Raw genomic sequence first — 14626 nt, 5'->3', positions numbered from 1 at the left:
CATGCCAAGTTCACCTATTGTTGAAGAAACGAATCTTGTATCTTTCAAAATAATATCTGGAGGAAGTCAGATACCTGTAACGTATGAAGTACATTCTATTCGTATAGAGCAATATTTAAACCGAATTGCTAAAGCAGAAATAACCATAAAAGATGGAGACACGGCTAAACAAACATTTCCGGTAGCAGAGTCATCCATATTTAAACCGGGAGTAAAAATTGAAATTAAATTAGGCTATAACAGTAAGGAGGATTCTATTTTTAAAGGTATTGTAGTTAAACAACAATTAAAAGTAAATGAAATTAATGGATCAACACTTCATGTACTATGTAAAGATGAAGCTGTAAAACTTACCATTAATCGAAAAAACAACATTTTTACAGATGTAAAAGACAGTGCTGTGATTGAAAACATTATAGGTGAAAGCGGCTTGCAAAGTTCCATAGCTGCCACTACCGTCGAGCATAAAGAGGTGGTACAATATTATGCAACAGACTGGGATTTCATTATAAATCGCACAGAAATAAATGGAATGGTAGTATTTACAGATAGCGGAAAATTTACAACAGCCAAACCTGCTATTTCAGCAGATCCTGCACTTAAGTTACAGTATGGATATGATATTATAGAATTTGATGGAGAATTAGATGCTACCTATCAGTATTCTAAAGTTACCTCCACCGCATGGGATATGTCTGAACAAGCAATGATAAGTTCAGATGCTTCAGAACCTACAGTAAATAAACAAGGAAATATTACCGGTAAATCATTGTCTGAGGCAGTAGATGCAGGAGATAATCATTTAAATACATCAGCTCCTGTAAGTCAAGATGATTTAAAAGTGTGGGCGGAATCTGCTCTATTAAAAAATAGACTTTCACGCTTTAAAGGCACGGTTACTTTTCAAGGATCTTCCAAAGCGGTGCCCAATAGCACCATACAGCTTGATGGTTTAAGCGAGCGTTTTAATGGGAATGCTTTTATTTCTGGTGTTGTGCATACCTTGGATGAGGGAAGATGGAATACAGAAGTACACATTGGATTGTCTGAAAATTGGTTTGCAGAAGAAAATAAAATTAGTGCCCCTGTAACTTCGGCATTAATACCAGGTATAAAAGGTCTTCAAACAGGTGTTGTAAAGAAAATTTACGATGATCCTGATAATCAAAACAGAGTACAAGTAGAAATACCTGTTTTAGGTGTGGACAACGAAACCGTCTGGGCAAGGTTATCTACCTTTTATAATGGGAATGGTTTTGGTGCTTTTTTTATGCCTGAGGTAAATGATGAGGTAATTTTAGGCTTTGTAAACGATGATCCCAGATTTCCCGTAATTCTTGGCAGCGTTTACAGTACTAAAATTGCTTCACCTGAAACTCCAGATGAGAAAAATACCATTAAAACACTTATTACCCAGAGTAAATTGCAGATAAAGTTTGACGATGAAAATAAAGTGATCACGATTCTTACCCCAGGAGGCAATACGATGGTGTTTAGCGATGAAGATGAAGGAATTACAATAACAGATCAGAGCAATAATAAAATCCAAATGAATACGGATGGTATTTTAGTTGAAAGCCAGTCAGACCTAACTTTAAAAGCGTCACAGGGGGTTACCATTCAAGGAACAACTGTAAAGGTTAATGGCGATCAATCTATAGATGCAACAGGCGGTTCGGTATCAGTTACAGGAAATCAATCCACCGCAATTACAGGTACAGCAGAATGTTCTGTAAAAAGTAGTGGTCAAGTAGAGGTTCAAGGATTAATGGTTAAAATAAATTAAGTATGTATGACGATAAATCTTTTTTAGGTCAAGGATGGAGTTTTCCTCCTACATTTGAAAAATCATTCAACTCTGGAGTGGTTATGGTATCTGATGAGAAAGATATTATGGAATCTCTTGAGATTCTTATGACTACCAATCCAGGTGAGCGCGTGATGCTTCCGGAATATGGATGTGGTATACAATCTTTTCTATTTGATTCTATTTCTAATACCAAAATTCATTTCTTAAAAGAACTAATTCGTACCGCCATTCTTAATTATGAACCCAGAATTGAGCTTCATGAAATCCATATTGATATTTCCGAATACTTAGAAGGTATTGTTAAGATTGGTTTAGATTATAGCATAGAAGTAAGTAATACTCGTTTTAACCTGGTTTTTCCTTACTATAAGGTAGAAGGAACAGATATACCTGAAATGTATCAGAAGGAGATAACTAAAATAAGCTAATACAATAAAATGCAAAACCGTAAAGGTACCATAAGAGAAGAACGATTATCACAAAACTTGTTGAATGGCAAGTTTAAGATTGATGAGCGTCAATTTTGGGATATTCTAGGATATCTCACTTCTTTTTTGCAGCAAATTAATTATTATAACACAGAAAATGAACTTGATGGAAAATGGAATGAGCTTATAGAAAATGACCCTGTGATTTACATAGTTTCTATTATTAACGATCCTTTAGGAGGGATTGAAGAATTATTGCAAGAAAGAGATTTTTCAATTTTATCACCTACATCAAAAATAAAGATCGTTAAAATGCTACTTGACTGCTTTGATAGAATTAAAAAATGGTATGATGTACTTCATGAAATGGGAGAGTATAGATTGGCTAATAAAGTGGGTAATATACTCAATGATTTATTGATTTATGAGAAAAGACAATTAGAGAAATTTATTAGTCAAAAAAATATACGTCCAGATTTAAAAAGTAAGTTAGGTGACTTTATGCCTGCATATGCGCCTCCCCCAACAGAAGAAGCCAGTGAATTAAATATTAATAAAGCAATTAATATTTTTTTTAAAGGAATCTATCACATTAAAGAAACGGCTCAAAAACATCTCTTACATACTATTAAAGAAAGCAAGGGACATAAGGCGCACACTTCTTTATACATAGTTTTTACACTTCTTTATCAAAAATTATCTGATAAAATAAATTTACATGGTAAAAATCATTTAGATTTTTATTATAAGAATGTATTACAACAACAATTAAACCAGGGAGAAGATAGCTTTGCTATTGTTTCTTTTGACTTATTACCAAAGATTCCACATTTTTTATTAGAGGCAGGAACCAAAGTATCTGCTGGAAAAATAAACGGTAGTTTGGAAGAACTTACTTTTGAGACCCAAAAACAAATTTTAATACAGGATATAAAGCTAGAAGAATTACAAACACTTTACTTCAACAAAAACCCCTATATCAAAGTTGGAACCTCCAAACCCATAATTTCTTCAATTAATCACAATCATCTTATTAAGAATGGCGAACAATTAACAGACAATAAAGAACTATGGTATTTGTTCGGAGCAAGTGAGGAATCTTCTTTGCAAACACAGATAAATGCTAAAACCGTAGCTTCTATGGGGTTTGTAATTAGTTCTCCGGTACTTATTCTTTCTGAAGGAAATCGTGTGATAAATTTAAATATTAAATTTAAGGAGCAAAGTCCGGAAACCTCACTATCTAGATTATTGAATGAAATGAAAGCGCATAGACAATTAGAACTTACGCTGTTATTTGCTGAAATATTTGATAATGCTTTTAAAATTTCTTATTCATCGGAAAAAGAATGGATTTCTTTTGATCATTATCAAATTGACTTTAATGAAGTTGAAAACGAGATTCGTTTAAAACTTGTGGTAGGAGTAACCAAACCTCCCATTGCACTTCCAAAAAACAATGATAAAGGTTTAAGCTGGCCAGCAATAAGTGTAGAGCTCAATGAATACGCTCCAATTTATGCGTATTCATTTTTAAAAGGTATTGAGCTGGATACTATAAAAATAAATGTTGAAGTTACAGATGTAAAGAACCTTTCTATTTACAACAATATTGGCAAGATAGGTTTAGGCAAGCCTTTTAATTTATTTGGGCCTATTCCTTCTGTAAGGTCATGGATCATGCTAGGAAAAAGTGAGCTTTTTCAAAAGAATGTAACTTCTTTAACTATTAAAATAGATTGGGATTCTTTACCAGCAGATTTTGGCGGTTTTGAGAGTTATTATGATGGATATACCGAAGAAATATCAAATGATTCTTTTAAGGTTCAATTTTCAATGCTATCTAATGGATATTGGATTCCAAACAATCCATTAGATCAAGAAGAAATACCACTTTTTGAAACGTATCCTTGCGTCACAACTGATAATTATGATAGCGTTTTATTGAAAAATAGTTCTACACTTTGCTTTACAGAAATAGATACCTTTGGTCTAGAACAAGTTTCAGATTTAAAAGATCCGCTTCTATATACCGTTAATTCAACAAGTGGTTTTGTTAGGTTAATGCTTACAGCTCCATCTTATGCTTTTGGTCAGGATTTGTACCAACAAGAATTTACCGCAGTTGCTACTTATAATGCACAAAACAAAACTAATTTACCTTACCCAAACAAACCATATGTTCCTAAGGTAAATAAGATATCATTAAATTATAATGCGACAGATACTTTGTTTTTTGATACATTTAATGAAGGAGTGGCAACTAATGGAAAAAAAGAAAACAAGTTTTTACATATAAGCCCTTTTGGATGGAATACCTCTAATATAGAAAACACCAATAAGAGTACTGGATTACTGCCAAATTATGAGGGGGAAGGTTATTTATTAATACATCTAAAAGGCATAAAAAATGCGGGACTTATAACGCTATATTTTGATTTGCAAACCGTTGGTAATCAAAGTCACTTAAAAGAAAATGTGCTTTCCTTTCAATATAAGGAGTTTGGTATGTGGAAACCTTTATCTCTAAGAAATATTATGTTGGATGACACTAATGGTCTCACTAAGTCTGGCATCATGGAATTATTGCTTCCTGAAGTGATTTCTGATGTTGATTCTGAAAGTACAATCTACCAATTGCGAATAAAGGTTTTGGAGAATGCAGCCAGTTACCCAAGACTTAAAGGTATTTATTTAAACGCAACTGTAGTTAAGAGTAATGTATCAGACCCTAAGTTAAAAGGGTATAAGTTAAATCCGGGAAGTATTACAAAATTAGTGCAAAAATCACCTAAAATTCAAAAAGTATTTCAACCTTCATTTACTTTTGGAGGTAAGAGACCAGAAAGTGAAGTTGAATTTTATACACGGGTAAGCGAGCGCCTAAAACATAAAGATAGGGCGGTATCTTGTTGGGATTACGAAAGATTATTACTAGAAAGATTTACAGATCTAAAGGCTGTTAAATGTACTAACTTGAATCCTGAATTTGTACCCATGCCGGGACAGGTAAAAATTATTGTGATGCCTAAGGATTGGAACCCTGAGAATCGATCTTTTTTCAATCAGAATCGGCTAAATGAAATGAAAGACTATATTAATAAACTAGTAAGTGCTTCAGTAGTCTTAGATGTGATCAACCCTCAGGTTGAATATTTAATGGCAAGAGGAGTTATTGAGTTTAAGCCAGAAGAACAAGGTGGATATTATGATCAAAAAATAAATGAAGACGTTAATACCTTCCTTTCTCCGGTATATAATATGAAGAATAGTTATGAAGGGATAGGAGGTGTTGTAGTACCTAATACAGTAGTTGGTTTTATTGAAGACCTTCCATATATAAAATCAGTTAAGAAATTTGCTATAGAACATATTATTCAAAATGGAGCCAATAGTTTTTCATTGGGAATATTTAATGAAGGGCAAGAAATTGAGCCGTCTACTCCTTGGTCTGTACTGGTACCATTCACATTGCATCATTTAGAAAATAGCAATCGCATAAATGAAGATGTAGATATTACGAATCCTGGAATTGGAGCTCTAGAGATAGGGGCAGATTTTATTCTTGGAGAGCCATATCACGAATTGGCATCGGTAGAAATTGACCAGGATAAAAATAAGGCTTTAGAAGAAAAAACAACGCCTGAGAATGCCATACTGGTGTGCAAAACGAAAAAGTAGTAAGAGATGAACAAAAAACCATTAAATCGAGAAAGTCTGAAGGCTGTTTTTAGTGATGGGAACAGACCAGATGCAAATAGTTTTGGAAGCCTGATTGATTCTATGGTCAACAAAGTAGAAGATGGAATTTCCAAAAATGCCAAAGATGGTCTTATGTTGGCTCCAGAACTTTCAGAATCTGAAAGATTAATAAGTTTTTACCAGAAAATCAATAATGAAACTCCAGATTGGAGTATTGAGCTGGCTCAGGATGGTTTGGAAGGATTGGGAATTGTGGAAAACATTTCTCAAAAAGAAAAACACTATAGGCTTTTCTTTGAAAAGAATGGAAATGTGGGGGTAGGAACTACGGCTCCTAAAACCAATTTGGAAGTAAAAGGAACATTAGGAATTGAAAGCAAAGTAGGCACCTATAAAATGGGAATGGTGCCCGCAGATGGCACCTGGCATGACATCATTACCGATTTAGACCATTGTAATGCCTTTGAAATTGTGGCAAAAGTGGGTAAGAAAAAAGCAGGCAAATATGCCTTACTGCATGCCCATGCTTTAAGTACCTATGGCAAATCCAGAAGCCGTATAAGCTGTACACAGGCACATTATGGATGGTGGTGGAATAAAATTGCTTTAAGATGGGTAGGAAGTACTTTTGATTATAAACTACAAATGAAAACGCGCACCGATTATGGAGCCGGATTAAACATACGTTTTCATATAAGTAAACTTTGGGATAACAACATGATGTCTCTCTTTAATTCTGATGATGAATAAAGATGAAAATAAAATAAATATTGATGATAAAGGTTTTATTGTCAAAAAAGAAAAAGGAACAGGACCTTTTGAAGATTTATATCTTGAGGGAATTCAATTATTGCAGAATTTTTCAGGTGATCAATGGACAGATTATAATCTGCATGACCCAGGGGTAACCATACTGGAGAATGTAGTCTATGGTTTGACCAGTGTGGCGCATAAAACATCACAGCCTATTGAAGATTTATTGGTGCAGGGTAAAGGAAGTCAATTAACTTCTGGTGATAATGGATTTTTTATTCCTTCGGAAATATTAACTACAAACCCTATAACGATATTAGATTATCGTAAAATAATGATAGACCAGATTGTTAATCTAAAAAATATTTGGTTTGAAAGGCAGAATGATACCTATACCTATGATAAAGAACATACAAGGCTTACTAATATTAGTGGGTTATATCATGTTTTTGTAGAATTACATCGCTATTCAGAGATTGGAAAAGCAAGACTCGATGAAAATGAAAGGGTGAAAAATGAAGTGAAAAAGCTGTTTCATGCTCATCGTAATTTATGTGAAGATCTTTATGAGGTTACCATCCTCAAACCATTAGAGCTCCATATTGATTTAGAAATAACGATTACTGATTTGGTTAATGGAGACGAAATCCTAGCGGAAGTTTTTTATAAGTTGAGAAATCATATCTCATTAGACCCTAAATTCAGATCTTTATGGGAATTGAGAAAAGAAAAAGTACCAGTAACCACTATTTTTAATGGACCACACCTTGAAAATGGATTTATTGAAGATAATCAATTAAAAAAACGCACCCGATTACTTCTCTTTTCAGATTTGGTTAGTATGATCAATAAGTTAGACCATATTATTAGTGTTGATTATTTTAATCTTGAGATTCACACATCACATTACAATGATCCTCAATTAAAACAACCTAAAAAAGGGAGATTAGAAATACCAGCAGATTATGCGGCTATTTTAGAATTACCACACGATAGTAAGCAGCTTATGTATAAAAATCAAGGTATTGAATTTACTCCTGATCTAGATGAAGTGCAAAAAAAACTGTCATATATTGAAGCTCAAAATTATGGAAGTTTTAAATCAGTTTCTAAATCTTTTAATTCAATTGAAATCCCTAAGGGGAGAGCACCAAGTTCTCCAGAATATTTTCCACTTCGTAAGCAATTTCCACCAACCTACGGTATTGGTGCCTATGGGTTGTCACCTTCTGTTTCAGAAAAAAGAAAAGCACAGGCAAAACAATTAAAAGCCTACCTATTACCTTTTGACCAGCTTATGGCAAACTTTCTGGCACAACTCACTAATATTTATACCTTATATGATGTTAGACGAGAGGAAATGCAGTCTTACTTTTATCAGGAGCTAGAAGATATGAAGGAACTGAAAGATTTGATTGCGAAAGATGAAAATCAAAAACTTTCTGAAGCACTGGCAGATTGGAAAAATACCTTGGCTAATTTGCATAAAACCTTTGATAATAAAGCTGTAGATAGACTTAACAATGTTGCAGATACATTATTAGCACGTTTTGGTGAAGTTTTTCCTGATTATGCATTGCGCAAAATGCATAAAAGTCTATACGGAAACACTGAAAGAGAAAATAAACTAGAAAGAGATATTCTGTCTTTAAAACAAATTTTGTTACGAGATTATGCCCAGTTAAGTTACAATAGGGCTAAGGCATATGACTATACACAGCCTATTGAGCTAATGCGAAATTTTTACATAGATGATAAGGAGAACAAGTTAATTCCAGGACTGGTTCAAAAGATCTCCTTATTGTTGGGTATTTCCAATATTGGAATCAGGTCTTTTTCAAAAGTATTAGAAAATGCTAACATCAAGGTATATAAAAAATCTGATGACCTGAGACATGAAGAACGCCTTGAGATTATATATACAGATGAAAAAGAAGATGCGTTAGAATTTGATGATTTAATTATAATTGACGAAGTAGTTAGGGATCTCCACAGCTCATTCTATTTTTATGGAAATGAAAATGAAATTTTAGAGGAAGTGCTCAAAAATGGTATTCGTACTAAAAATTATGAAATCAAATCTAATGAAGGGAAACATCACCCATCCCACTATATTCTATTTAAAGGCACTAAAGAGAAACGTGCCCGGGTAGTACACATTACTCATTCACGTCAAGAAGCTTCTCAGGCTATAGAAGATTTTGTGCATAGTTTAAGGAAGGTAAACTACGAAAGTGAAGGTTTTTTTATGATTGAGCATTTGTTATTGGCACCGCCTTACCAAAGCAATTGTTTTGGTTATGAATTTAGCGTAAAACCAGATAACTGTACAACGCTTCAGTTTTCTCAGCATGAACTACTTTCTATGGACGAAAGAAATAAAAATGCTATTGAAATTACTCATAATTATAAGGCAGACGGAAGTTTGCAATTTAGAAGTATAAGTAATAATGGAAATTATGAAATTCATATTCTTTCAAATAATGGAGCACAACTTGCTGTAAGTACTGAAAAATTTTCTCAAAAAGAAGAATCGGAACTAATGATCACACAAATGGTAAGCTCGCTTCAAACCAATTACCCAGAACGTAATAAACTCCACATTAGTTTTTTAGCACATTATGGAGCACAAACAGTAGATGAAAGTTTCTTTTCTCATAAAATGAGTTTTGTATTTCCTTCATGGCCAGCAAGGTTTCAAGATCCAAATTTTAAAACACGTTTGCGAAATGTAATTTTGGAAGAATACCCTGCCCATATTGCTTTTGATGTTATTTGGTTAAAGTTTAAGGAGATGAAATCTTTTGAAGAACATTATTTTAATTGGTTACAAATGGCATCTGAAGATAATTTCCAAGAAGAAAAGATAAAACATGCGTATTATTTAATAGAAAATATTAAAAAGTATTTCCTTAAAAAAAAGAAGAAATCTACTAAATGAGTAAAGTAGAAGAACATATTGTATCGTACCAAGCATTTGAAATACTCCTTCAGGAGTCTGATAAGGCACATGATATTCAATCTGGAATAAGCTTGCTTCAAGAAACCACTATTCAGCCTCTTATAGAGAATGTTATGAATTCGTTTTCAGAAATAGGGTGTATTTACAGATTTGATAAAATCGAATTGGATTTAGGCAGTGTTAATATTCACAATTATCAAACAGAAATTACCTATAAAATAGAGGAAGCGCTTACGCGTTTTTTTAAAGAAGCAATTAGCACAAATGGTTCTTTAAGAGAAGGACAGAAGATAGTGCTAGAAGATCAAAAGCTAGAACGACTAAAACATTTTTTGGTATATGGTTATTTTGATTGGAAAGGTTCTTCTCAACAATCTGCCAAGCAATTATTACAAGATTTACTAGAAGAAAACGCTGCTAACTTAGCTTCTTTGTTATGGACTCTTGGTAAAAAGGAAACCATTAGAAATAGGTTGGTATTTCAATTTAAAGATGATCTTCTTGATGAGGTTGTTAGGTCACTGGCTGTGGAAGAGAGTGATTATATTATTTCGTACAAAAACCAGATGCTTGAGCAGCAGAAAAATCAGGAGATGATAGATACGGGTTTTGATCAATTTAGAAATGCGCTTTGGCATATTATTTTAGCGTATATTTTCATTGCTTCTAATGGTTATTATAACCGAAAGAATTTTTTAAATTACTTAATAAGAAATACAGCACAATCTTACAACATTGCTTACGAAATACTGCTAGATGCTATCTTTAAGGGAATAGATGGAATTAATGTAGCATCTGATGCGGTTGAATTTCAAAAAATAATTATAGAATTACAGGAAGCTTCTCAAAATCGAATTAAAAAAAGTGAACTTACAACAACCTCAGAAGAAACTTCTAATAACTTTTTAGTAACATTTGAAGCCTATCTAAGAACAGGTATCTTTAAACCTACTAAGAATCTTAAATATACAAAAAATGAATTTTTAACTATTTTAAGAAAATTATTAATAGCAGAAGATTTGAGTTTGATGAAGCTTTTATTTGCTGCATTAAAATCAGAAATTCAAATCGCTAAGATAACAGCACTTGTAAATATAGATATATTAGAGCTTCTTCTTTCCAAAACAACTTCAAAATCAATAGCCACCGGAACTGTTTTTTTTGAAAAAATTAAAGTTAATTTCTCAAAATTAACTTTAGAAAACAGAAACGTAGCCACAGAATTAATGAGAACTAAAGCATTTTTTTTAATTCAAATTTTCAAAGAAGAAAAGCATATTAATACCGTTGTAAACAAGCTTTTGTATTTGATGTTAAAAGAAATAAAACACGCTGAACACTCCTTTTTTAGCTTGTTAGAAAATAGTATTTCTTTTATGCCTTCTTTTTATAAGAAACCCATAGAAGACTTTCTTCAAATGGAGGCAGCCAATCTAAAAAAAGAAAAATTACATATAGATAAAAGTTTTAAAATTATACTAAAAGCCTTTCTTAATTTCACAAAATCTAATGAACCTGAAACATGGTATTATTGGATTAAAAGTAATTTGGCAGCATGGGAAAACGGTTCTGTACTTTCTAAGGTTGAAATACTCAATTTTCTTAAGGATTATTCTAATGAAACCCTTAAAAACCCTCAATTAGTTGCTATAATAGATACTGTTAACGAGGTTTCAAAGCATCCAGAAAGTAATAGCTTTATAGTTACACTTCTTGAAAAACAACTACTCCAAATTCAGTTTAATAGAATGCTTTTTAAAGATTGGAGTAGGGAAGTTGCTAAAATTTTACGGAAGGTTTCTTCAGAATTTCAGGTGGATTCGGAGGAAATTTTACAGGCGTATTTTCTCAATTTTAAAGAAAAAAAATCTAAAAGTAAAGTCTATGAGTATGTATGGATTTATTGGAAAAACACCTATGCTAATGGGAAACAGTTTGAAATAAATGAACAGTCCAATATAGAGGCTATTATTTCAAAGTTATCATATACCTTGCTCAATCAACAGTTACCTTGGTGGGATACTACTTATTCTTGGGTCTATTTCAACAGAGACTTTGAAAAGTATGGTAATAGAGTATTTTTAAACAAAGCATTTAGAAATCAATTAAAAACAAATTCGTTTAAGGCTCTTTTAATTTCTTTTTTCACAAAATCCAATTTGTATTTGTTTTGGGAATATGCCGATACCTCATCAAATAAAGAGCTCAGTCTATTTTTAAAAAGATTAGATGTTGATATTTTGAAGTTATTGCTTTTTAAGGGAATCCTCAATGAAAAGTCTTACACTCTCTTTTTGCTGAAAGCGACAGAAAATTTATTAGCTAAAAAACCATTACAATTTAAAAGGTTGCTTTTAGAATATTTATCAGATGTTTTTAAGTTTAATGCAACAAAGCAAGTAACTTTTATAAATGCTTTAGAAAACTTTAGAAAAGAAATAAAGCACGTTGAAATTGAAAAGTGGATTAAAGAGTTTTTATTTTTTACAGAATCTACAAAAGCGAATAATGAAGTATTAGTATTAGCTAAAAAAAGTAAGAATTTATCATTGGATGAAATGAAACAGATCATTCAATTTATAAAAAAATCTAAGAAAACAAATTATAACAGTTTTGATATAAAATCTGTAGAAGTTTTCTTGATGAATATTGAATTTAGAGAAATGTTGCTCAATGAATTTAGTCAAAACGAAATTCTTGAATGGGTTAAATTAAATACGTCTACTCAAGTTAGAAAAGAGCTGCTCTTTTTTCATAAAGTGATTGCTACATTTGAAAATTTAGTTCCTATTGAATCCTATAAAAAATTACAATATTTCTGGTTAAATGAGATACTTGTTCAATTTCTATTTAAGGATTGGAATTCTTGGAAGCGTGCAGATTGGATAGTACATATAAAGAAAATGATTAGAAGAATCATTGGCGTTGCTGAAACGAATGGTGTATTTCTAAAAATGGGACAAACAAAATTTAAAAATAGCTTTAGTGAAAATCAGTTAGTTCAATTTGCAGAATTCTTTTTTGAAAAAGAAAAAGAAAATGAAAATGAAGAAGAAGAGATAATTATTCAAGAGGAGACATTTAAAAAACCCTATAAAAAGCTCGGAGCAAAGGAACCGAAAGAATTATTAAACCCTGTTTTTATCAAGAACTCCGGACTTATTTTGATATCACCTTTCTTAGGAATGTTATTTGAAAGGTGTGAATTTATTCTTGATAGCAAGTTCGTAAATACAAAAAAGCAACATGATGCGGCAAGGTTGTTAGATTTTTTGGTTTGGGGAAAAGAATCAAATGAAGAAGAGCATGGGATGATTCTCAATAAAGTGTTAACTGGGATACCGCTCACAGAACCTTTAATAATTCAGGGAGCTATTGAAGATATACACAAAGAAACTGCTAACAGTTTGCTAGATGCGGTAAGAAGTCAATGGAAACCTATGAATGGAACTTCTAATGAAGGTTTACGAACTACATTTTTACAAAGAGAAGGTAAGTTGGAAGAAGAAAGTGAACAGTTTTACTTGAAAGTAGCTAATGGAACTTTTGACATGCTATTGGATCAAATTCCGTGGAACATTAATCAGGTAAAACTAAGTTGGATGCAAAAAATTCTAATCAGCGAATGGAGATAATAAAAGAAAATACTATCATGTTTATAGATCGTGAGTTTGAATGGTTTGAAAAGGTTATAGAACGTTCACTTACCTGCTACTTTCAAAACGAAAAAGAAGCAAACTCTATCTATGAATTGGCACCTCCAGTTTTAAATGAGGAGAATGACTCTTATGCAAACTTTATCAAAGGAAATAAGCTTTCTTTTGAAGAGCGTATAGTTCTTATGTTAGGTATGAGTACGTATTTAAAACCTCAAAGTTTGGATGTTTTTCTTATTAAGAATCAGAACTTAGGAACTCATTTTACAGAATTTGGTGGAATAGTTGAAAATAAAAGACAAGGGTTTATACCAACTCTAGAAACTGCTGCTTTTGTTCTGGGGGGATCAGAAATGAAAAATAGGATGCATTTTCTCAGCATATTTAGTAAAGATCATTTTTTCTTTACCAAAGGTATAATGGAAGTAGATAAGGAATCTGATTTTCTTTTACATCAAAGATTACAACCCACAAATAAAGTAATAAGTTTATTTACAACCGGAGAGGAGTATTTACCCCAATATAGCGCAAAATTTCCAGCAAAAGAGATTGCAACAGAGCTTAGTTGGAACGATCTCATTTTAGATTCAAAAGTTTTAGCAAGCCTAAATGATATAAAAGAATGGTTGCTTCACAGTGATAAAATTTTAAATGACTGGGGACTTAAGCAACATTTAAAAGCTGGCTTAAGAGCCTTGTTTTACGGTACTCCGGGTACAGGAAAGACAATGGCGGCAACGCTATTGGGTAAAGAAACCAAACGCCCCGTTTTTAGAGTAGATTTATCTTTAGTAGTTTCTAAATATATTGGGGAGACAGAGAAAAATCTAGGACAGCTTTTTGACGAAGCTGAAGATAAACAATGGATTTTGTTTTTTGATGAAGCAGATGCACTCTTTGGTAAAAGAACGCAAACTAAGGGTGCAAATGACAGATATGCAAACCAAGAAGTTGCCTATCTATTGCAGCGAATAGAAGATTTTTCTGGATTGGTGATTTTGGCAACCAATATTCAAACAAATATTGATGAAGCTTTTGCAAGAAGATTTCAATACATGATTCATTTTCCAAAGCCAGATGTAACACAAAGAGAACGCCTTTGGAAAAAATTATTTGAAGAGAAATTTGATTTGGCAGCTAATGTATGTATTAAAACATTGGCAGAGAAATATGAGCTTAGTGGAGGTGAAATGATTAATGTTTTACGTTATTGTGCCTTGGAAGCTGCTAAAAGAAATGAAAAATTTATTCCACAAGATGATATTTTAGTAGGTGTTCAAAGAGAATACCGGAAACTTAATAAAACCATTTAATT

7 protein-coding genes are annotated in these 14626 nt (G+C 32.3%); all 7 read left to right on the top strand.

The genetic code is table 11. From position 1 onward, the window contains the following. Window position 1: 1 nt before the first annotated feature. Genes vgrG through WBG07_RS01965 form a run of 7 tightly spaced genes read left to right on the top strand, consistent with a single transcriptional unit; the run spans window position 2 to window position 14624 of the window. Window positions 2-1786: a type VI secretion system tip protein VgrG gene (vgrG, locus tag WBG07_RS01995; protein ID WP_340198809.1), complete on the top strand. Its 1785-nt coding sequence runs from the start codon at window positions 2-4 to the stop codon at window positions 1784-1786. A 2-nt stretch (window positions 1787-1788) separates the two neighbouring features. Then, window positions 1789-2238: a GPW/gp25 family protein gene (locus WBG07_RS01990; RefSeq protein WP_340198808.1), complete on the top strand. Its 450-nt coding sequence runs from the start codon at window positions 1789-1791 to the stop codon at window positions 2236-2238. Between the two features lie 9 nt (window positions 2239-2247). Continuing rightward, window positions 2248-5919 (top strand): hypothetical protein, encoded by a 3672-nt coding sequence (locus WBG07_RS01985; protein ID WP_340198807.1) that lies wholly within the window; start codon window positions 2248-2250, stop codon window positions 5917-5919. Between the two features lie 6 nt (window positions 5920-5925). After that, complete coding sequence (locus tag WBG07_RS01980) at window positions 5926-6690, top strand: hypothetical protein (RefSeq protein WP_340198806.1); 765 nt, start codon at window positions 5926-5928, stop codon at window positions 6688-6690. Beyond that, window positions 6680-9634 (top strand): hypothetical protein, encoded by a 2955-nt coding sequence (locus tag WBG07_RS01975; RefSeq protein WP_340198805.1) that lies wholly within the window; start codon window positions 6680-6682, stop codon window positions 9632-9634. The genes WBG07_RS01980 and WBG07_RS01975 overlap by 11 nt, the downstream gene beginning before the upstream one ends. Then, on the top strand, window positions 9631-13290 hold the full coding sequence (locus tag WBG07_RS01970) for a contractile injection system tape measure protein (protein WP_340198804.1): 3660 nt from the start codon (window positions 9631-9633) through the stop codon (window positions 13288-13290). The genes WBG07_RS01975 and WBG07_RS01970 overlap by 4 nt, the downstream gene beginning before the upstream one ends. Continuing rightward, complete coding sequence (locus tag WBG07_RS01965) at window positions 13281-14624, top strand: ATP-binding protein (RefSeq protein WP_340198803.1); 1344 nt, start codon at window positions 13281-13283, stop codon at window positions 14622-14624. Before WBG07_RS01970 ends, WBG07_RS01965 begins: the two co-directional genes overlap by 10 nt. Window positions 14625-14626 lie beyond the last annotated feature (2 nt).

It is taken from the genome of Ascidiimonas meishanensis (assembly GCF_037782385.1).
In the GTDB taxonomy this organism is placed as follows: domain Bacteria; phylum Bacteroidota; class Bacteroidia; order Flavobacteriales; family Flavobacteriaceae; genus Ascidiimonas; species Ascidiimonas meishanensis.
The sequence above is the reverse complement of the archived record's forward strand: the minus strand, read 5'-3'. Positions and strand labels throughout refer to the sequence as shown.